The 18,609-nt window shown below is 70.2% G+C and carries 19 protein-coding genes; 9 read left to right on the top strand and 10 right to left on the bottom strand.

Annotated elements, in window-relative coordinates; genetic code table 11:
• Nucleotide 1: 1 nt before the first annotated feature.
• From A4W93_RS13625 to A4W93_RS13595, 7 genes are all read right to left on the bottom strand, one after another.
• The gene (locus A4W93_RS13625) at nucleotides 2-1,372 is read right to left on the bottom strand and encodes a multicopper oxidase family protein (RefSeq protein ID WP_085751122.1); all 1,371 of its coding nucleotides are present in this window, start codon (nucleotides 1,370-1,372) and stop codon (nucleotides 2-4) included.
• Between the two features lie 11 nt (nucleotides 1,373-1,383).
• Nucleotides 1,384-2,796 carry a TolC family protein gene (locus A4W93_RS13620; protein ID WP_085751121.1) on the bottom strand — a complete coding sequence of 471 codons (1,413 nt, stop codon included), beginning with the start codon at nucleotides 2,794-2,796 and terminating at the stop codon, nucleotides 1,384-1,386.
• A gap of 119 nt (nucleotides 2,797-2,915) precedes the next feature.
• Nucleotides 2,916-3,317, bottom strand: a complete 402-nt coding sequence (locus A4W93_RS13615) for a DUF2946 family protein (protein ID WP_085751120.1) — start codon at nucleotides 3,315-3,317, stop codon at nucleotides 2,916-2,918.
• Nucleotides 3,318-3,447: 130 nt separating this feature from the next.
• Complete coding sequence (locus A4W93_RS13610; RefSeq protein WP_085751119.1) at nucleotides 3,448-4,596, bottom strand: branched-chain amino acid ABC transporter substrate-binding protein; 1,149 nt, start codon at nucleotides 4,594-4,596, stop codon at nucleotides 3,448-3,450.
• Nucleotides 4,597-4,689: 93 nt separating this feature from the next.
• On the bottom strand, nucleotides 4,690-5,382 hold the full coding sequence (locus A4W93_RS13605; RefSeq protein ID WP_085751118.1) for a hypothetical protein: 693 nt from the start codon (nucleotides 5,380-5,382) through the stop codon (nucleotides 4,690-4,692).
• Nucleotides 5,379-5,822: a DNA polymerase III subunit chi gene (locus tag A4W93_RS13600; RefSeq protein ID WP_085751117.1), complete on the bottom strand. Its 444-nt coding sequence runs from the start codon at nucleotides 5,820-5,822 to the stop codon at nucleotides 5,379-5,381. The genes A4W93_RS13605 and A4W93_RS13600 overlap by 4 nt, the downstream gene beginning before the upstream one ends.
• 23 nt (nucleotides 5,823-5,845) lie before the next feature.
• The gene (locus A4W93_RS13595) at nucleotides 5,846-7,303 is read right to left on the bottom strand and encodes a leucyl aminopeptidase (protein ID WP_085751116.1); all 1,458 of its coding nucleotides are present in this window, start codon (nucleotides 7,301-7,303) and stop codon (nucleotides 5,846-5,848) included.
• 26 nt (nucleotides 7,304-7,329) lie between these two features.
• On the opposite strand from A4W93_RS13595, the gene lptF reads away from it, so the two are divergent.
• From lptF to A4W93_RS13570, 5 genes are read left to right on the top strand one after another with little or no spacing between them, the layout of a single operon-like run.
• Nucleotides 7,330-8,436: an LPS export ABC transporter permease LptF gene (gene lptF / locus A4W93_RS13590; protein WP_085751115.1), complete on the top strand. Its 1,107-nt coding sequence runs from the start codon at nucleotides 7,330-7,332 to the stop codon at nucleotides 8,434-8,436.
• Nucleotides 8,433-9,557: an LPS export ABC transporter permease LptG gene (gene lptG / locus A4W93_RS13585; RefSeq protein WP_085751114.1), complete on the top strand. Its 1,125-nt coding sequence runs from the start codon at nucleotides 8,433-8,435 to the stop codon at nucleotides 9,555-9,557. The genes lptF and lptG overlap by 4 nt, the downstream gene beginning before the upstream one ends.
• A complete protein-coding gene (locus A4W93_RS13580) occupies nucleotides 9,554-9,928 on the top strand; it encodes a sirohydrochlorin chelatase (protein ID WP_085751113.1) in 375 nt (124 codons plus the stop codon). The genes lptG and A4W93_RS13580 overlap by 4 nt, the downstream gene beginning before the upstream one ends.
• Nucleotides 9,929-9,974: 46 nt before the next feature.
• Nucleotides 9,975-10,919: a CysB family HTH-type transcriptional regulator gene (locus A4W93_RS13575; protein WP_085751112.1), complete on the top strand. Its 945-nt coding sequence runs from the start codon at nucleotides 9,975-9,977 to the stop codon at nucleotides 10,917-10,919.
• Nucleotides 10,916-12,067 carry a pyridoxal phosphate-dependent aminotransferase gene (locus tag A4W93_RS13570; RefSeq protein WP_085751111.1) on the top strand — a complete coding sequence of 384 codons (1,152 nt, stop codon included), beginning with the start codon at nucleotides 10,916-10,918 and terminating at the stop codon, nucleotides 12,065-12,067. The genes A4W93_RS13575 and A4W93_RS13570 overlap by 4 nt, the downstream gene beginning before the upstream one ends.
• A gap of 1 nt (nucleotide 12,068) precedes the next feature.
• On the opposite strand, the gene A4W93_RS13565 is transcribed toward A4W93_RS13570, so the two are convergent.
• Nucleotides 12,069-13,979, bottom strand: a complete 1,911-nt coding sequence (locus tag A4W93_RS13565; protein WP_085751110.1) for a type IV pilus assembly protein FimV — start codon at nucleotides 13,977-13,979, stop codon at nucleotides 12,069-12,071.
• Nucleotides 13,980-14,118: 139 nt separating this feature from the next.
• Here A4W93_RS13565 and A4W93_RS13560 point away from each other — a divergent pair, with 139 nt between their 5' ends.
• From A4W93_RS13560 to A4W93_RS13550, 3 genes are all read left to right on the top strand, one after another.
• The gene (locus tag A4W93_RS13560; RefSeq protein WP_157782155.1) at nucleotides 14,119-14,772 is read left to right on the top strand and encodes an enoyl-CoA hydratase-related protein; all 654 of its coding nucleotides are present in this window, start codon (nucleotides 14,119-14,121) and stop codon (nucleotides 14,770-14,772) included.
• 105 nt (nucleotides 14,773-14,877) lie between these two features.
• Entirely contained in the window at nucleotides 14,878-15,588 is a 711-nt protein-coding gene (locus A4W93_RS13555; protein ID WP_085751108.1) for a Crp/Fnr family transcriptional regulator, read from the top strand.
• Between the two features lies 1 nt (nucleotide 15,589).
• Nucleotides 15,590-16,651 (top strand): phosphotransferase family protein, encoded by a 1,062-nt coding sequence (locus tag A4W93_RS13550; protein WP_085751107.1) that lies wholly within the window; start codon nucleotides 15,590-15,592, stop codon nucleotides 16,649-16,651.
• Between the two features lie 7 nt (nucleotides 16,652-16,658).
• On the opposite strand, the gene A4W93_RS13545 is transcribed toward A4W93_RS13550, so the two are convergent.
• The gene (locus tag A4W93_RS13545; RefSeq protein ID WP_085751106.1) at nucleotides 16,659-17,402 is read right to left on the bottom strand and encodes a hypothetical protein; all 744 of its coding nucleotides are present in this window, start codon (nucleotides 17,400-17,402) and stop codon (nucleotides 16,659-16,661) included.
• A 63-nt stretch (nucleotides 17,403-17,465) separates the two neighbouring features.
• Here A4W93_RS13545 and A4W93_RS13540 point away from each other — a divergent pair, with 63 nt between their 5' ends.
• Nucleotides 17,466-18,161, top strand: a complete 696-nt coding sequence (locus tag A4W93_RS13540; protein ID WP_085751105.1) for a glutathione binding-like protein — start codon at nucleotides 17,466-17,468, stop codon at nucleotides 18,159-18,161.
• Here A4W93_RS13540 and A4W93_RS13535 read toward each other — a convergent pair whose 3' ends face one another.
• Nucleotides 18,162-18,365 carry a hypothetical protein gene (locus tag A4W93_RS13535; RefSeq protein WP_085751104.1) on the bottom strand — a complete coding sequence of 68 codons (204 nt, stop codon included), beginning with the start codon at nucleotides 18,363-18,365 and terminating at the stop codon, nucleotides 18,162-18,164.
• Between the last annotated feature and the right edge of the window lie 244 nt (nucleotides 18,366-18,609).

Genomic DNA, 18,609 nt, shown 5'->3' with positions numbered 1-18,609 from the left:
ATCAATGATGGCCGGCGTGGCCGCCGGGCTTGCGAACGTTCGAGGTGCCGGGACCGGCTTTCGCCGGGGTGGCGCGGGCGGGTTCGGGCACCTCGGCGGTGTATTCGCTCGCGAGGGTCCCGGCCGGATGCCGGTACGGGCCGGGGTCCCTGAAGTCCCCGCGCGCGACGTCGTCGCGCACCTTGACCACGCTGAACATGCCGCCCATGCCGATGGGTCCGAACGGCCCGGTGCCGGTCATCATCGGCAGCGTGTTGTCGGGCAGCGGCATCTCCATCTCCGCCATGTCGTGCATGCCTTTGTCGCCCATGGCCATGTAGTTGGGGACCAGCTTCGCGATCTTCTTCGCGAGGTCGCCCTGGTCGACGCCGATCATGGTCGGCACGTCGTGGCCCATCGCGTTCATCGTGTGGTGGCTCTTGTGGCAATGGATGGCCCAGTCGCCCGCCAGAGCGTCGAACTCGAAGGCCCGCATCTGGCCCACCGCGACGTCGGTCGTCACCTCGGGCCAGCGCGCGCTCTTCGGCACCCAGCCCCCGTCGGTGCCCGTGACCTCGAAGTGCGGCCCGTGCATGTGGATGGGGTGGTTCGTCATCGTCAGGTTGCCCACCCGGATGCGCACGCGGTCCCCGGTGCGCGCGACGAACGGGTCGATGCCCGGGAATGCGCGGCTGTTCCAGGTCCACAGGTTGAAATCGAGCATCGTGTTGACCCGCGGCGTGGCGCTGCCCGGTTCGATGTCGTAGGCGTTGAGCATGAAGCCGAAGTCGCGGTCGACGCGGTGCTGCCTCGGGTCCTTCGGGTGGATGATGAACAGGCCCATCATGCCCATCGCCATCTGCACCATCTCGTCGGCATGCGGGTGGTACATGTGCGTGCCCGGGCGCTGCAGCACGAACTCGTACATGAAGGTCTTGCCGACGCCGATGGGCGGCTGGGTGAGGCCCGACACGCCGTCCATGCCCGACGGCAGCAGCACGCCGTGCCAGTGGACGGTGGTGACCTCCGGCAGCTTGTTGGTCACGAAGATGCGGACGCGGTCGCCCTCGACGGCCTCGATCGTCGGGCCCGGGCTGGAGCCGTTGTAGCCCCACAGGTTCGCCGTCATGCCGGGGGCGATCTCGCGCACGACGGGTTCCGCGACGAGGTGGAACTCCTTGACGCCGTCCTTCATGCGCCACGGCAGCGACCAGCCGTTGAGCGTGACGATCGGGTTGAAGGGCCGGCCGTTCGGCGGGAGCGGAGGCGGTTGCGTGGCCGCCGAGGCCGACACGGGGGCTTCCGGCAGCAGCGCCGCGCCGGCGCGGCTGACCGCGGCGGCGCCGAGGAACGTGGCACCAGCGGACTTGAAGAAGGTTCTGCGGTTCGTCATGTCGTCGTCTTTCAGTGGCCACCCTGCCCGGCCGCGGCGTCGCGGGTCGGAGCCATGGCGGGCGAGGCGCCGGGCGAGCGGCCCGTCATCGCGGTGCGCAGGTCGGTCTCGGCGATCCAGTGGTCGCGCAGCGCCTCGATGGCGGCGGTCACCGTGCCGACCTGGTCGCGGGCATCGGCGAGCAGCTCGAACACGCTCGCGAGCATTCCGTTGTAGCGGAGCAGGTTCTCCTCGGAGATGCGCTGGCGCAGCGGCACGGCTTCGTCGCGGTAGTGTTTCGCGAGGTCGTACGCGGTGCGGTAGGCCGAGTACGTCTCGCGCACTTCCGACTGCGCGTTCGCCGCGACCTCGGCGGTGCGATGCACCGCCTGCATGTAGGTCGCCTCGGCGCGCGCCGTGCGGGTCGCGCCGAAATCGAAGAGCGGAAGCTCCAGCTCGATCTCGAAGCCGTTCTGCCGCGGCTCGCCGGTCTGGCTCTTGTTGGCGTAGCCGGCCTCGAGCACGTTGACGAAGCGTGTGCCGCGGGTCAGACCGAGCGATTTCGCCGTGGCCTCGGCCTCGCGCCGGGCCATCAGCACGTCCAGGCGCTGGTCGATGGCGGTCTGCTCGGCGTTGCGGGCATCGAGCGGGGCGGCCGGCAGGTCGGGCAGGCGCGCCGGCAGCGTGAAGGCGAGCTGGTCGCCCGAGAGCCCCAGCGCACGCACCAGCCGTTCGCGTTCGGCCACGGCCCGGTGCCGGGCCCGCGCCAGGTTGGCCGTGGCATCGACCTGGAACGACTGCTCGCGCAGGCGGGCGAGCTTGCTGAAGTTGCCGGCGGCCTGCATGCGGCGGGCAAGTTCGCTGGACGTGTCCGCCGCGTCCTTGACCTGCTCGTGGTACCTCGCGAGGTCCTGCGCCGCGATGGCGCCGAAGAACGCCTTGCGCGCCTCGGCCGCGGCCCCCACCGCATCGGACGCGGCGCGGACCTGCACCTGCGCCAGCTGGCGCTGCGCCACGTCGTTCGCGAGCGGCAGGGTCAGCAGGCCCAGCACGTTGAACATCACCGTGCGGTCGATCTCGGTGACACCGCCGCCGCTCAGGCGCCCGAAGGTGAAGGTGGGGTTGGCCAGGCGGCCCGCGCGCACGCGGTCCGCCTCGGCGATGCCCAGTTCGGCGAAGGCGGCCTGGAGGCCGCGGTGGTTCAGCAGCGCGACCTCGACCGCGCTGTCAGGGGTCAGGGGCTGTTTCAGGAGCTCGGCGACACGCCGGGTGGCCGTGTCGACGTCGGCCTCGGTGCGCTGAAGCGTGACCGGGTGCCCGGTGCGGGCGGCCGTCAGTTCGGACACGCGGGCGGCCCCGCCGTCCGGCGAGAACGAGGCGCAGCCGGCGAGCACGAGCACGGCCGATGCGGCGACGGCGCGCCGCACCATCGAAAGGTTGTGCATTGTGGGAAACCATGTGAGTCATCGGCGCGGCGAAACCGCAGCCGGGAAACGCCCGCGCGGGCCGCCGAAGCGGACGCACGCACGAGCCCCATCGGACCTCCCGCGGAGGCCTCGTCGGGTCAGCAGGTTCGTGGGGGGCGGTCCTGGCCGCCCGACTGGAACGTCGGGGCCGGGGCCGAGACGGCGGGGAACGTGGCCGTGCTCAGCACCACGGGGCCGTCGATCGCCGGGAAGCTGCCCGCCAGCGGGGGCGAGGAGCAGGACGCCGAGCACATGTTGCACTTGTCCTGGGACGCGTGGCCATGGCCGGGCTGGGGGTCGGGGGTGGGCTCGTGGACCTGGGCATCGTGCCCGTGGTCCATGCCCTCGTGATGGGCGTGCGCCTCGACATGGCCCGTCACGACCACCTCGGCATGGCCGCCTGCGCCCGCGGGCATGCACGGCATGGTCGCGGCCATGGCGCCCCGGACGGGGAGCAGCACGGCGAGCAGGACCAGGAACCAGAGGCGGAGGAACTTCACGGCGGCGAGGTTACCAGAGTGAGGGCGACCGGCGCATCGTAAACCTTGCCCCCGTCGCAAGGTCAAGGCCCGGAGCGCAGAAAAAAGGCCGCCCGAAGGCGGCCTTTCGTGTCCCGAAGGAACTCGGGGATCAGCGCACGACGGCGATCTGTTCCCGCTTGTCGCCATCGAACGTGAACAGCGTGAGCGCGCCGTTCTTGATGTCGCCCTTCTCGTCGAAGGCGATCTGGCCGGTCACGCCCTTGTAGTTGGTCTTGCCCACTTCCGGCAGGTACTTCGCCGGGTCGGCGGAGTCGGCACGGACCATGGCTTCGACCAGCACGTTGACGGCGTCGTAGACGTACGGGGCGTACAGCTTGACGTCGATGTTGAACTTCTCCTTGTAGCGCTTCTTGAAGTCCTCCATGCCGGCCTTCTGTTCACCTTCGACACCGCCCGCTTCGGCGCAGACGACGTTGCCCTTCACGAGGCCGCCGCCGGCCAGGTTCGGCAGTTCACCCGTGCAGATGCCGTCGCCGCCCATGTACTTGGCCTCGATGCCCAGCTGCTTCATCTGGCGCAGCATCGGGCCGCCCACGGCGTCCATGCCGCCGAAGAAGATGACGTCGGGCTTCGTGGCCTTGATGGCGGTCAGGATGGAGCTGAAGTCCTTTTCCTTGTCGTTGGTGAACTGGCGCGAGGCGATGGTGCCGCCCGAGGCCGTGGCGGCCTTCAGGAACTCCTCGGCGACGCCCTGGCCGTAGGCCGTGCGGTCGTCGATCACGGCGATCTGCTTGCCCTTGAGTTCGCCCGTGGCGTAGCGGCCCAGCGTGCCACCGAGGTGCACGTCGTCGGCCACGACGCGGAACGTCGTCTTGAAGCCCTGGCGCGTGAAGGTCGGGTTCGTGGCCGACGGCGAGATCTGCGGGATGCCCGCGTCGCTGTAGATCTTCGAGGCCGGGATGGACGTGCCGGAGTTCAGGTGGCCCACCACGCCGTTGACCTTGGCGTCGACGAGCTTCTGCGCCGCCGCGGTGCCCTGCTTCGGATCGCCGGCATCGTCTTCGCCCAGCAGCTCGAACTTGACCTTCTTGCCGCCGATGGTCACGCCCTTGGCGTTGAGCTCATCGATGGCCATGCGGGCGCCGTTCTCGTTGTCGATGCCGAGGTGGGCGATGGCGCCGCTCTTCGGGCCGACGTGCCCGATCTTCACCACCGGGGTTTCGTCCGCCTTCTTGCCACATCCAGCCAGCGCGACCGCAATGACGACGGCCGACAGTGCAAACAGTGAACGCTTCATACACAGGCTCCTAATAAGGATTGAGAAAAGAAACGAAGACAAGGCACGGATCGGGCCAGGCCTCGGCACTACCACTCGCACACACGGAAAAAGTCACGAACCGGATTCACGGCGATGTGCCTGACGCGCCAGTTCGATCGCGACGGCACGCGACACCATCTCGTGGAGGGTCGCATGGAGTTGTTCCTTCAGGTCGGCCATCAGGCTGTCGGCCGCGCGCGCGAGCGCGGGCACCACGGCCTCGCGCATGCGGTGGTCGAACATCAGGTCGATCTGTCCTTCGAGTCCTTCGAACACGCGCTGCACCAGCACGTCTTCCGAAACCGTTTCCACGGGACGCACCGGTGCGGGGATGGGCACCGGAACGGGCACCGGCGCGGACACCACCGCGGGGCCTTCGTCGCGGCTCCACCAGCTGCCGGAGAAGTCGGCCGGCAGTGGCGACGGCGGCGCCATCGCGGGCAGCGGCAGCCCCACGCGCACGTGCGGCGCGGGCCGGCGCTTGAGCCATTCGGGCGGCGCCGGCGCGTCGTGCGCGAACGGCACGGGCTGCTCGGCAAGCACGGGTTCGGGCGCCGGGACCGGTTCCGGCCGGGGTGCCTCGGGCGCAGGCACCGGGACCGGCGCGGGCACCGCGATGGCGACGGGCTCGTCCACCGGCAACGGAAAATCGACCTCGACGAGGGCCGCCTCGACCGGTTCCTCGACCGCGGCGGTGAGCTGGATCACCTCGGTGAGCACGGGCAACCGGTGCGCCGGAGGGGTGCCGGGAGCGTTCATCTTCATGCGGTCGGGTCCTGCGCGACGTCGTGCTTCTGCAGCACGTAGCCCCGGTCGGCATAGTGTTTCCAGCGCCCACGGCCGGCCAGACGCGCCGGTCCGTCGACCGGCACGAGCTCGATCACCCGTGCGAACACCTCGAAACCCTCCACCAATTCGTCCCCCATGTTCAGCAGCACGTCCTGGTGTGGTGCGTCGCGCACCGCATCGGTCAGCCAGACGGGAGTGTGACGCAAACGCGGGGCCAGTGGCATCCCGGTTTTCGAGAGCACGTGCGGAATGAAGTCGAGCGCCTCGAACGTCCAGAGCTGGCGGTCGAGCTGCGAGAGCACCGGCACCGGAGCCGCCACCACCACCTTCGCCCCCCGCCGCACCGCCTTCCGCAGAAGCCGGCAGGCGTAGCCCATGCGGTCGGGCACGTTGAAGTGGAAGCTGATCTCGGTCATCGGGTCCCGCGGGTGCGTGTTCTTCAGGCGGCCTGCGACAGCACGAAGTGGGTCAGCAGCGGCACGGGCCGGCCGGTGCCGCCCTTGGCCGCGCCCGATTTCCAGGCGGTGCCGGCCACGTCGAGGTGGGCCCAGCGGTACTTCGAGGTGAAGCGGCGCAGGAACATGGCGGCGGTGATCGCCCCACCGGCGCGCGGCCCCACGTTGCCCATGTCGGCGAAGTTGCTCTTGAGGCCGTCGTCGTACTCCTCGTCGAGCGGCATGCGCCAGCACGGGTCGAGCCCGGCCTGCCCGGCTTCGGACAGTTCGGTGGCGAGCGTCTCGTCGGCCGTGAACAGGCCGCTGCGGTGGTGGCCGAGGGCGATCACGCAGGCCCCGGTCAGCGTGGCGATGTCGACCACGGCCGCCGGCTTGAAGCGCTCGGCGTAGGTCAGCGCGTCGCACAGCAGCAGGCGCCCTTCGGCGTCGGTGTTGAGCACCTCGATGGTCTGGCCCGACAGGCTCGTGACCACGTCGCCCGGCTTGAGCGAGCGGCCGTCGGGCATGTTCTCGCACGCGGGGATCAGGCCCACGAGGTTCACCTTCGCCTTCAGCTCGGCGATGGCGCGGAAGGTGCCCAGCACGCTGGCGGCGCCTCCCATGTCGAACTTCATCTCGTCCATCTCGGCCGCGGGCTTGATGGAGATGCCGCCGGTGTCGAACGTGACGCCCTTGCCGACGAGCACCACCGGCGCCTTGTTCTTCGCGGCGCCCTGGTAGCGCAGCACGATGAACCGGGGCGGCTCTTCCGAGCCCTGGGAAACGGCGAGGAACGAGCCCATGCCCTCCTTCTCGATGGCCTTGCGGTCGAGCACCTCGACCTTCAGGTCGTGGCTCTTGCCGAGCTTCTTCGCCTGTTCGGCGAGCATGGTGGGCGTGCAGTGGTTCGCCGGGCGGTTCGCCCACTCGCGGGCGAGTTGCACGCCCGAGGCGATGGCCTGGCCGCGGGCGAGCCCCAGCTGCGCCATCTTCGCGTGGCCCTTGTCGGTGAGGAACAGCGCCGTGTCGAACGCCGGCGCCGGCGGGGCGCTGGGCTTCGTGTGGCGGTAGACGTAGACGGCATCGAACGCCGCGCCCACGGCGGCTTCGGCATGGCTCGCGTCGACCTCGAGGCCGACCGTGGCGATGCCGACGCGGCGGGCGCCGGTGGTCTTCAGCGCGGCCAGCCCCTGGGCCACCGCGGCCTTGAAGGCCTTCGGGGTGACGCCGGCCGACGCCGAGATCACGACCCGGGGCGCCTTGACACCCGGCAGGCGGTGCAGGTACAGCGTGCGGCCCGCCTTCAGCTGGAAGTCGCCCTGGGCGATGGCATCGGCGAGCGGGCCGGCGATGGCCGCGTCGAGCAGCGGGTCCAGGCTGTCGCCGGCCACCACGACCAGCAGCGCATCGGCTGACAGCGTCGACAAGGCGGACAACGAAAGAATCTGGTGACGAACGTCCATAATGCAGCCCCAACAAGAATCCGACGATGTTATTCGATTCCACACTGCGCCGAGACATCGCCCGAACATTCGGCGCGACACTGGTCGTCATCCTCACCATCGTCCTGACGATGTTCCTCATCCGCACGCTGGGCCAGGCGGCGGTGGGCAAGGTGTCGCCGCAGGACGTCGCGCTCCTGCTCGGTTTCACGTCGCTCGCCAACCTGCCCACGATGCTGAGCCTGTCGCTCTTCATCGCGGTGGTGGTGTCGCTCGGCCGCATGTACCGCGAGAGCGAGATGGCCATCTGGTTCGCGAGCGGGGTCGGCCTGAGCCGCTTCGTGCGCCCGGTGCTGCGCGTGAGCTGGCCCGTGCTGCTCGTCGTGGGCCTGATGGCGCTGTTCGTGTGGCCCTGGGTGAACCAGCAGAGCGCCGACCTGAAGGAACGCTTCGAGCGCCGCTCCGACCTCTCGCGCGTGGCGCCCGGGCAGTTCCAGTCCTCGCGCGACGGCTCGCGCGTGTTCTTCATCGACCGCGACCAGCAGGACGGCGGCACCGGCCGCAACGTCTTCATCCTGATCAGGAAGGGTGACAACGAGTCGATCACCACGGCCCGCACCGGCCGCATCGAGCACACCGACGAGGCCGACGTGCTCGTGCTCGACAGCGGCCAGCGCAACGAGCAGGACTTCAAGACGAACGAGAAGACCGTCTCGCGCTTCCAGAGCTACCAGATCCAGGTGGGCGAACGCGTCAAGGTGTCGGACGCCGTGCTGCCCTACAAGGCCCGCCCCACGGTCGACCTGCTGCTGAGCCCCGACGCGAAGGCGCGCGGCGAACTCACCTGGCGCCTGGGCCTGACGCTCGGCTCGGCCAACCTGCTGCTGCTCGCGCTGAGCCTGTCGGCCACGCAGCCGCGGCGGGCCAGCAACTGGAACCTGCTCTTCGCCCTCCTCGCCTTCGTCGTGTACTACAACCTCATCAACCTGTCGCAGGCCTGGGTGTCGTCGGGCCGCATCGGCATGGGCGGCGTGCTGGCAGCGGTCCACGGGTCGGCCTTCCTCCTCGCCATCGGCCTGCTCTGGTGGCGAGACAACGGCACGCACGTGCAGTGGCGCAAGCCGCGCCCCGCGAAGCAGGAGGCCCACGCATGAGAACCGTCCGCCGCCTGCTGTACGCCGACGTGGTGAGCGCCGTCGTGTTCGTCGCCATCGCCTTCCTGTCGCTGTTCTTCTTCATCGACTTCGTCGACGAACTGGGTGACGTCGGCAAGGACTACTCGGCGATGCACGCCGCGCTGTACTCGCTGCTCGAGCTGCCCGGCCACCTCTACGAGCTGGCGCCCATCGCGGTGCTGATCGGCACCATCTACGCCCTGTCGCGCCTCGCCCAGTCGTCGGAGTTCACCATCCTGCGCACCGGCGGCCTCGGCCCCGGCCGGGCGCTGTCGCTGCTGATGGGGCTCGGCGTCGCGTTCGGCGTGCTCACGTTCGTCGTGGGCGACTACCTCGCGCCCCTCTCCGAACGGGCCGCCGTCGAGCTGCATGCGCGCGTCAAGGGCGGCTTGAGCCTCGGCCGCGCGGGCGCGTGGATGAAGGACAAGCTCAACACGCCCGACGGTGAACGCAACTACTCCATCAACGTGTCCACGGCCGCGGCCGACGGCGAGCTGCTGTATGTGCGCATCTACGCCTTCGACACCGAGGGCCGGCTGGTCCAGCGCATCGCCGCCGACACGGCACGGGTCGACGCCTCCGGCTTGTGGACGCTGAACAAGGTGCTGCTGACCGACTGGACCGGCGCCTCCGGCGCCGCGGCGGCGGACATCGCCCAGCTCAAGGTCGACGTCAAGCAGCTCGAGGTGTTCCACCTGCAGACCACGCTCGCGGCGAACGTGGTGTCGTCGGCGGTGCGCCCCTTCAACTCGATGTCCACCTTCGAGCTGTTCCGCTACATGAACCACCTCTCGGACAACGAGCAGACCGCGCAGCGCTACGAACTGCGGTTCTGGAAACGGGCGCTCTACCCGCTCGCGTGCCTCGTGATGGTGGGCCTCGCGCTGCCGTTCGCGTACCTGCACGCGCGGGCCGGCGGCGTGAGCCTGAAGGTGTTCGGCGGCATCATGCTGGGCATCACCTTCGTGCTGCTCAACAACGTCGCGGCCCACATCGGCCTGCTGAAGAACTGGACGCCGTGGATCGTCGCGGCCACGCCCAGCCTCATCTTCCTCGGGATGTCGTTCGCGGCCTTCAGCTGGCTCGTGAGGTACCGATGACCGGACTGCTGCTGTTCGCGCACGGGGCGCGGGATCCGAACTGGGCCCGCCCCTTCCAGGCCGTGGCCGACCGCGTGCGCGCGGCACGCCCCGGCGTGCCGGTCGAGCTGGCCTTCCTCGAGTTCATGGCCCCCGACATCGCCACGGCCGGCCGTTCGCTGGCCGATGCCGGCTGCACCGCGGTGGCCGTGGTGCCGCTGTTCCTCGGCGCTGGCGGCCACGTGCGCAAGGACCTGCCCGTGCTGGTCGAGCAGCTGCGTGCCCACCATCCCCAGGCCACGTGGACCCTGTCGCCCGCCGTGGGCGAACTCGACCCCGTGATCGACGCCATGGCCCGCGCCGCCGAAGCCTTCTTGCCGCACACGCCTTAGATCGCAAGTGGAATAATCAGGGCCTCACCGCACCCCGCCCTGGAATATGAACCTGCACCAGTTCCGGTTTGTCCAAGAAGCCGTCCGGCGCAACCTGAACCTGACCGAGACGGCCCGCGCGCTGTTCACGTCGCAGCCCGGCGTGTCCAAGGCCATCCTCGAGCTCGAGGACGAACTCGGCGTGGACATCTTCGCGCGCCACGGCAAGCGGCTGCGCCGCATCACCGAGCCCGGGGCGGAGGTGCTCAAGTCCATCGAGATCATCATGCGCGAGGTGGGCAACCTCAAGCGCATCGGCGAGGAGTTCTCGAAGCAGGACGCCGGCACGCTGTCGATCGCCACCACGCACAGCCAGGCCCGCTACTTCCTGCCCGGCCCGGTCGCGCAGCTGCGCCGCAAGTTCCCGAAGGTCAACATCAGCCTGCACCAGGGCTCGCCCGCGCAGGTGGCGCAGATGGTCATCGACGAGGTGGCCGACATCGGCATCGCCACCGAGGCCATCAACGACTTCGAGGGCCTCGTCACCCTGCCCTGCTACGAATGGCAGCACGCGATCGTGATGCCGTCGGGCCATCCGCTCGCCACGGCCGAGACCATCACGCTGGAAGACCTCGCGCTGCAGCCCCTCGTGTCGTACCACCCGTCGTTCAGCGGGCGCACGCGCGTGGACCAGGCCTTCACGGCCGGCCACCTGAAACCCACCATCGTGCTGGAGGCCATCGACGCCGACGTGATCAAGACGTACGTGCGGCTGGGCCTCGGCATCGGGATCCTCGCCGAGACCGCCGTGCGCGACGACCCGCCGGGCGGCGACCTCGTCTGGCGGCCGGTGGGACACCTGTTCGGCCAGAACGTCACCCGCGTCGCGTTCAAGCGCGGCGCCTACCTGCGCAACTTCGTGTTCGCGTTCGCCGAGATGCTCGCCGAACGCCTCACCCGCACCACCATCCTGCAAGCCATGGGCGGCGAACCGCCCGCACCGACACCATGACCACGCCCGCCATCGAGAGCCGCCTGCCGCAGGTCGGCACCACCATCTTCACCGTGATGTCCGCCCTCGCCCAGCAGCACGGCGCGGTCAACCTCGGCCAGGGCTTCCCCGACTTCGACTGCGACCCGGCCCTGGTGGACGCCGTGGCCGCTGCCATGCGGGAAGGGCACAACCAGTACCCGCCGATGGCCGGCGTGCCGGTGCTGCGCGAGGCCGTGGCCGACAAGATCGAGCGCCTCTACGGCCACCGCTACGACCCGGGCACCGAGATCACCATCACGGCCGGCGCCACGCAGGCGATCCTGACCACCATCCTCGCGCTCGTGCACCCGGGCGACGAGGTGATCGTGCTCGACCCGTGCTACGACAGCTACGAGCCCAACATCGTGCTGGCCGGCGCCCGCGCCGTGCACGTGCCACTGACGGCCCGCACCTTCCGCCCCGACTTCGACGCGATCCGCGCGGCCATCGGCCCGCGCACACGCGCCCTCCTCGTCAACACGCCGCACAACCCGAGCGCGAGCGTCTGGACGGCCGGGGACATGCAGCAGCTGGCCGAGCTGCTGCGCGGCACCGACATCCTCGTCATCGCCGACGAGGTCTACGAGCACATGGTGTTCGACGGCGGACAGCACGAGAGCGTGTCGCGCCACCCGGCGCTGGCCGAGCGCAGCGTCGTGGTGTCGAGCTTCGGCAAGACCTTCCACGTGACGGGCTGGAAGGTGGGCTACGTGGCCGCGCCGGCCGCGCTGACCGCCGAGTTCCGCAAGGTGCACCAGTTCAACGTGTTCACGGTCAACACGCCGGTGCAGTACGGCCTCGCGCGGTACCTGGCGAACCCCGCACCCTACCTCGACCTGCCCGCGTTCTACCAGCGCAAGCGCGACCTGTTCCGCGACGGCCTGGCCCGCACGCGGCTCACGCTGCTGCCGAGCCAGGGCACGTATTTCCAGGTGGTGGACTACTCGGCCGTGAGCGACCAGTCGGAAGAAGCCTTCTGCCGCCGGCTCACCACCGAGGTGGGCGTGGCGGCGATCCCGCTGTCGGCGTTCTATGCCGACGGGCGCGACCAGCGCCTCGCGCGGTTCTGCTTCGCCAAGCGCGACGAGACGCTCGCCTCCGCGCTGGAGCGGCTGGCCAGGCTCTGACTCAGCGCCGCCGCGGCGGCACCGGGTCGTCGAGGTGGAAGTCGAGGGGCTGGCCGCGCTCGGACTCGGGCGGCAGCTCCACGGTGAGGCTCGGGGGCTGGTCCGTCGACACGTCGAGGTCGAGCTGGAAATGCTCGCTCTCGGACACGGGTTCGGCGATGGCCTCCGGTGACAGCGCCACGATGGGGCCGGCCCCGGTGGGGTGTTCGTCCTCGCCGATGGGCAGCAGCAGGTCGACGCCGGACGACGGCAGGTCGCGTTCGGCGAGGTCGCGTGCGATGCCGTAGAGGAACAGCAGCTCACGGTAGGCGGGCACGTCGAACGTGGGGCCGGCGTCGCGGCGGAACAGTTGCGTGTCGAGCAGCTCCATCGCCATCGAGGGCATCTGCCAGATGCCCTGCAGGCGGCCCAGCACCTCGGGGTAGCCTTCGAGGTCGTACCCGGTCTCGGGGTCGACGCCCCACTCGGGCGCGTAGGCGTTGAAGCGGCGGTTGAAACGCTCGCGGATGCGTTCGTACGGCTCGCGTTCCTCGCGGCGGCGGTAGATCTCGAGCAGCTTGAGGTACGGCAGCGGGCTCACGCCGCTCGTGCTGCGCACATGGCCCATCAGCAGGTCGATGGCCGCGTCGTCCTGGCCCAGCACCACGAAGAACTCGACCTGCTGCTCGAGGTCGATCAGTTCCTCGGCCGACATGGGGCGCCGCGGTTCGGCCACGGCGGGTTCACCGGCCACGTCCCGCCGCACGGCGTAGACCTCCGTGGAATCCGGTTCCGGTGCGGGCACGGGTGCGGGCCGCTCGGCGGGCGCCGCGGGCGGGCGCGGGGCCGGCTCCGCGGCGGCGACGGGAATGGCGGCAGGCCGCGTCGTGGGCGGCGGTTCGTTGCCGGTGTCCGACCCGAGCACCGAACGGGCCTCGGCGACCACCTCGTGCCCGGCGGCCGCCCACCAGGCCGCCTCGGCCCGGTCGCGCCGGCGCAGCCACAGGGCCGCGACGAGCCCGAGCCCCAGCAAGGCGCACAGCCCGGCCAGCGTGTAGACGAGCGGGTTGGCGTACCGCTCGGCCGCCATCTCGCGGGCCTGCTGCTGCAGCGCCGTCAGCGCCCGCTCGCGGGCGATGCCGTCCTCGCGCAGCTGGCGCACCGAGGCCTCGAGGGCCTGCAGCCTCGCCTGGTCCTGCTGGCGGCGGATGTCGTCGGGGTCGGGAAGCGGCGCCCCGCCCACCCCGGACGCCGCCGGCAGGGAGCCGAGCGTCGTGGTCATTCGCAAGGTGGGTTCGGTGTACGGCGAGTCTTCGGCCGGGTCGAGCTGCAACACCGGGCGCGACGACTTGTTCGCGGCCGCGCCTCGGGCGCGGCGGGCCGGGGCCGACGCCTGAACGGACGCCGCGCTGCCCCGGCGCGGTTCGGACGCGCCGGAGGTCGCGGGCCGTGCCGGACGTGGCACCGGCGAAGCTGCGGCGGCGAATGGGGACTGGCCGCGGACTTCCGAACCGTCCGCGATGTCGGTCTCGTTGTCGACCAGGCGCGGCACCGTGTGCGGCGGGTCGGCGAACACGACGAAGGCCCGGCTCAGGCGCTCGGGACAGCCCGCGCGCACCGTGACCGACACGATGGGTTCCTCGATGGGGAGCGTGGTGGTGACGCGGATGCGGCGTTCACCGCCCTGCCCCGAGCGCACGACCCGGGCGCGAACCACGTCGGCCGGCAGCGGGCGGTCGCCCACCATCACTTCGGCGGTGACACAACCGGCGTCGAGGGTCTCGTCACCCTCGAGGCGCAGGCCCACCGCGAAGTTCAGCGGGTGGCCGAGTGCGGTGGTGCCGGAGACCTTCCCGAACCCCAGCGCCATCGCCTGGCCCGCGTGCAGCGAGAGCGCAAGAACGAGGGGCGACAGGATCGGGGGTCTCTGCATTCGGGCGCGAAGTGAAACGACTTTTTGACTCTAGCACGAACCAGGCTCGAGACTGCGCATGGCCCGGGCGTCGGCGCCGATGTTGCCGTGCCGCATGACACAATCCCGCCACCCCTGTCTGCAGCCCCATGGGCCGGCCATGACCTCAGAACTGCACACCGAACGCCGCGACGCCACCCTCGTGCTCACCCTCAGCGATCCGGCATCGCGCAACAGCCTGTCCGAGCAGGTGTTCGCCGCGGGCATCGAGGCCCTCAACGTCGCCGAATCCGACCCCGCCGTGCGCGCCATCGTGCTGCGCGGCGACGGCAGCCACTTCTGCGCCGGCATCGAACGGTCCCAGCTGGACCCGGATGAGCCCGCGCCCTCCCTCCAGCACTTCCAGGCCTTCGTCGAGGCGCTGCGCGTGAACCCGAAGCCGGTCATCGCCGCGGTCGAGGGCGACGCCATCGCGGGCGGCCTCGCGCTGGCCCTCGCCTGCGATCTGGTCGTGGCCGCGGCCGACGCCCGCCTGCTGCTGTCGAACCCGCGCGCCGGCCAGTCTCCCGACGCCGGCGCCACCGCGCAGCTGATGAAGCACCTGCCCCGCGCGCGGGTGCTGCAGTGGCTGTGGCTGGGCGAACCGGTGCCCGTCGAGCAGCTGCTCGCGCTCGGCCTCGTCACGCGGGTGAGCGGCCATGGCGACGCCTTCGAGCAGGCGCTGGGCCTGGCCGCCCGGCTCGCGGACACCGACCCCGACGCCGTGTCCGGCGCGAAGGAGCTCGTCAACCCGTGGTCCGGGAACATCGCCTAGTTCTGCCAGACAGTGCAGCCCCGCGCGGAGTGGGCAACAATAGCCGTCCGGGCGACGGGATCCGCCCCGCGCACCCGTGCGATCCGCCGTACACGAGACCTCCCCATGCACACTCCAGCCCTCACCGCCGACGAGCGTCACCACATCGAATCCGGCGGATGGTTCGCCAAGCTGTCCCAACCGCTGCGCGACGCCATCCTGTCGCGCTCGATCGTGCGCCGCCTCGCCGATGGCGCGCTGCTGTCGTCCCGGGGTGAACCGGCCGAGTGGTGGTGCGGCGTCGCGAAGGGCGCGGTGCGCGTGAGTTCGGTGTCGCTGTCGGGCAAGCAGGTCACGCTGACCTACGTCGAGCCCGGCGTGTGGTTCGGCGACATGGCCCTCTTCGACGGCATGCCCCGCACGCACGACTCCAACGCCCACGGCGAGACCACGCTGCTGGCCGTGCGCAAGGCCGACTTCAAGGACCTGCTGGCCCACCACCCCGAGCTGTACGACGCGCTGCTGCGCCTGAACTGCCGCCGCCTGCGCCTGATGTACGACCTGGTCCAGGACCTGAACACGATGCCGCTGGCCGCGCGTCTGGCCAAGCAGCTGCTGCTGCTCGCGCGCAGCTACGGGATCCACGAGGGCGAGGAGATCCGCATCGGCCTGCAGCTGGCCCAGGAAGACCTCGCGCAGCTGCTGGGCGCCTCGCGGCAGCGCGTGAACCAGGAGCTCAAGAGCTTCGAGCGCGACGGCGCGGTGCGCATCGAACCCACGCGCCTCGTGGTGCTGTCGAAGGAAAAGCTGCTCGCGCTGTCCGAGCCGCACCACTGACATGGCCGCGGCTTCGCACACGCTGTCGCCAGAGCACCTGGCCTCGCTGGCCGCGTACCTCGCGCCTCGCCTGCCGGGCTTCGAGGGCCCCGTCGAGGCCGAAGCCTTCAAGGGCGGCCAGTCGAACCCCACGTACCGCCTGACCACGGCCGGCGGCCGCTGGGTGATGCGCACGAAGCCCGGCCCGGCGGCCCGGCTGCTGCCCTCGGCCCACGCCATCGATCGCGAGTTCCGCGTGATGTCGGCCCTGGCCGGCACCGGCGTGCCGGTGCCCCGCATGCACCTGCTGTGCGAGGACGAATCGGTCATCGGCCGTGCCTTCTACGTGATGGACTGCCTCGACGGCCGCGTGCTGTGGGATCCCACCCTGCCCGGCTTCGACGTGCCCACCCGGAAGCGCCTCTACGACGAGATGAACCGCGTGATCGCCGCGCTGCACCGCGTCGACGTGAAGGCCGCGGGCCTGGCCGACTACGGCCGCCCCGGCAACTACTTCGAGCGCCAGATCGCCCGCTGGCACAAGCAGTATCAGGCCTCCATCACCGATCCCATCGACGCGATGGACCGGCTCGCCGCGTGGTTGCCCGCGCACCTGCCGGCGAGTGCCCGCGACGAATCGCAGGTGGCCATCGTCCACGGCGACTACCGCCTCGACAACCTGATGTTCCACGCCACCGAGCCGAAGGCCCTGGGCCTGCTCGACTGGGAGCTGTCGACCCTCGGTCACCCGCTGGCCGACTTCAGCTACCACTGCATGGCCTGGCACATCGAACCCTCGCTGTTCCGCGGCCTCGCGGGCGCGGACCTCGACGCACTGGGCATCCCGCGGGAGGCCGACTACCTGCGCCTGTACTGCGAACGCACCGGCCGCACCGACGCCGACGCCCTGGCCGGCGACTGGAACTTCTACCTCGCCTACAACCTGTTCCGCATGGCGGGCATCCTGCAGGGCATCGCGAAACGGGTGGAGGAAGGCACAGCCGCCGACGCGCACGCGAAGCAGGCCGCCGCCGCGGCCCGCCCCCTGGCCGAGATGGGCTGGCGGCTGGCGCAGCAGGCCTGATCGCCGATCAGGCCTTCTCGTCGTCGGGGCCGAGGTTCTGCCAGGCGGTGGAACTGCTGTTGCCGAAGTCGGGACGCGGCGATTCGGCGACGGCCGCCGCAGCGGCCTGGATGGCCTGCGGCACCGCCACCTGGAACAGCGCCACGGCGCCGGCCAGCGAACGCGGATCCGGATCGTCGAGCTGCATGCGCAGGTAGACGCGGCCGCGCAGGGTCATCAGCACGAACGGGGGCTGGGCCGCGAGGAAGCCCGCGTCGGCCTTCTCGAGCTGCTCGGCGAGCGGGCCCTCGACCCAGCGTTCGGTGTCCTCGGCCGCGGCGCCGATGAAGTGGAACCGCGAGCGCACGGTCTTCGGTGCCTTGACGGACGACTTCGGGAACATCACGAGCCAGCGCATCTCCTCCGGCGTGTTGCCGTCGATGACCGTCTGCGTGCTTTCGGTGAAGCTCTCGAAGGCGTTGCGCTCCAGGGTCTCGAAGAGCGACTGCGTCAGCACGAGCATCTGCAGGTTCGACGACAGGCCGAGCTCCATGCGGACGCGCAGTTCGTGGCCCTGGATGTACGAGCGCTGCGGCGGGCCCCATTCGAGGCGCCACGGCTTGCCGTCCATCTGCCCGTCGAGGACGAAACCGCCCCCCTCGTCGCGGACGCGCTTGAACCCGAATTGCTGGCGGCCGGCCCATTCCGCCACCTCGGGCCATTCGGGCTCGGAAGGCTTGCGGGCAATCAGGCGTTTGAAGGCATCAAGCATGAATGGTCGGCTTCATCTAGAGTGGCGCGGTCGGCACATGGTCGTGTCGGAGGAGACCCGAGAATGATCGAAGTGTATTCGTGGCCCACCCCCAACGGGCACAAGGTTCACATCATGCTGGAGGAATGCGGCCTCCCGTACCACGTCCACCCGGTCAACATCGGCACGGGCGACCAGTTCAAGCCGGACTTCCTCCGCATCAGTCCGAACAACAAGATCCCCGCCATCGTAGACCCCGAGGGACCCGAAGGCGAGCCCATTTCGCTGTTCGAGTCGGGCGCCATCCTGCTGTACCTCGCGGGCAAGACGGGCAAGTTCCTGCCCCAGGGCACCACTGCGAAGTACGAGGTGCTGCAGTGGCTGATGTTCCAGATGGGCGGCGTGGGGCCGATGCTCGGCCAGACCCACCACTTCCGCATCTACGCGCCCGAGAAGATCGGCTACGCGATCGACCGCTACACCAACGAGGCCGCGCGCCTCTACGGCGTCATGGACCGCCGCCTGTCGAAGTCGAAGTACCTCGGCGGCCAGGACTACTCCATCGCCGACATCGCGGTGTTCCCGTGGCTGCGCTCGTGGAAGAACCAGGGCATCGACTGGGCCGACTTCCCGCACCTCAAGGGCTGGTTCGACGAGATCGCCGCCCGCCCCGCCGTGCAGCGCGGCGTCGAGGTGCTCAGCACGAACTCGTCGCGCCCCCTCACGGACGACAAGGCCCGCGACATCCTCTTCGGCAAGCAGCAGTACCAGCGCCGCTGATCAGTGGTGCCGCACGAGCGCGAGCCCCCGCGCCGTCAGCGCGGGCTCGCCCTCCGCCGTGGTCGCCACGAAGCCTAGGTCGACCAGCCGCTCCGACGGCGAGGCCAATAGCCCCGTGTCGATCTGCACCACACCCTGCTCGAGGCGCCTGAGCGCCTCCATCTCCGACGCCGTGGGGTCGAAGGCATCCGATTCGTTGGACATGACAAGCTCCAGAAGGACGGAAAAACTCGCTTGGGTCCATGCTGGGGCTCCACCGAGGCGCGGGCCATCAGCGAACGGCGCCGGCTCCTGTCGGCAACGGCTGACACGCAAAAGCGCAGGGTCCCGGCCTCCGCCGGGATGACGATGAGTGTTTGGGCGAGCGCGCGAAGCGAGCGATGCCCCGAACCGAGAACGCGGAAGGCGAGCGAAGCGAAGCCGCAGATCAAGCCACCCGCGAGGACGG

This window comes from Piscinibacter gummiphilus (assembly GCF_002116905.1).
GTDB lineage: Bacteria > Pseudomonadota > Gammaproteobacteria > Burkholderiales > Burkholderiaceae_C > Rhizobacter > Rhizobacter gummiphilus.
The sequence above is the reverse complement of the archived record's forward strand: the minus strand, read 5'-3'. Positions and strand labels throughout refer to the sequence as shown.

What these genes read in the sequence shown, in the direction of transcription:
- A4W93_RS13625 (WP_085751122.1), bottom strand. Translation starts at nt 1,372, where the DNA reads ATGACGAACCGCAGAACCTTCTTCAAGTCCGCTGGTGCCACGTTCCTC.
- A4W93_RS13620 (WP_085751121.1), bottom strand. Translation starts at nt 2,796, where the DNA reads ATGCACAACCTTTCGATGGTGCGGCGCGCCGTCGCCGCATCGGCCGTG.
- A4W93_RS13610 (WP_085751119.1), bottom strand. Translation starts at nt 4,596, where the DNA reads ATGAAGCGTTCACTGTTTGCACTGTCGGCCGTCGTCATTGCGGTCGCG.
- A4W93_RS13605 (WP_085751118.1), bottom strand. Translation starts at nt 5,382, where the DNA reads ATGAAGATGAACGCTCCCGGCACCCCTCCGGCGCACCGGTTGCCCGTG.
- A4W93_RS13600 (WP_085751117.1), bottom strand. Translation starts at nt 5,822, where the DNA reads ATGACCGAGATCAGCTTCCACTTCAACGTGCCCGACCGCATGGGCTAC.
- A4W93_RS13595 (WP_085751116.1), bottom strand. Translation starts at nt 7,303, where the DNA reads ATGGACGTTCGTCACCAGATTCTTTCGTTGTCCGCCTTGTCGACGCTG.
- lptF (WP_085751115.1), top strand. Translation starts at nt 7,330, where the DNA reads ATGTTATTCGATTCCACACTGCGCCGAGACATCGCCCGAACATTCGGC.
- lptG (WP_085751114.1), top strand. Translation starts at nt 8,433, where the DNA reads ATGAGAACCGTCCGCCGCCTGCTGTACGCCGACGTGGTGAGCGCCGTC.
- A4W93_RS13580 (WP_085751113.1), top strand. Translation starts at nt 9,554, where the DNA reads ATGACCGGACTGCTGCTGTTCGCGCACGGGGCGCGGGATCCGAACTGG.
- A4W93_RS13575 (WP_085751112.1), top strand. Translation starts at nt 9,975, where the DNA reads ATGAACCTGCACCAGTTCCGGTTTGTCCAAGAAGCCGTCCGGCGCAAC.
- A4W93_RS13570 (WP_085751111.1), top strand. Translation starts at nt 10,916, where the DNA reads ATGACCACGCCCGCCATCGAGAGCCGCCTGCCGCAGGTCGGCACCACC.
- A4W93_RS13565 (WP_085751110.1), bottom strand. Translation starts at nt 13,979, where the DNA reads ATGCAGAGACCCCCGATCCTGTCGCCCCTCGTTCTTGCGCTCTCGCTG.
- A4W93_RS13560 (WP_157782155.1), top strand. Translation starts at nt 14,119, where the DNA reads ATGACCTCAGAACTGCACACCGAACGCCGCGACGCCACCCTCGTGCTC.
- A4W93_RS13555 (WP_085751108.1), top strand. Translation starts at nt 14,878, where the DNA reads ATGCACACTCCAGCCCTCACCGCCGACGAGCGTCACCACATCGAATCC.
- A4W93_RS13550 (WP_085751107.1), top strand. Translation starts at nt 15,590, where the DNA reads ATGGCCGCGGCTTCGCACACGCTGTCGCCAGAGCACCTGGCCTCGCTG.
- A4W93_RS13545 (WP_085751106.1), bottom strand. Translation starts at nt 17,402, where the DNA reads ATGCTTGATGCCTTCAAACGCCTGATTGCCCGCAAGCCTTCCGAGCCC.
- A4W93_RS13540 (WP_085751105.1), top strand. Translation starts at nt 17,466, where the DNA reads ATGATCGAAGTGTATTCGTGGCCCACCCCCAACGGGCACAAGGTTCAC.
- A4W93_RS13535 (WP_085751104.1), bottom strand. Translation starts at nt 18,365, where the DNA reads ATGTCCAACGAATCGGATGCCTTCGACCCCACGGCGTCGGAGATGGAG.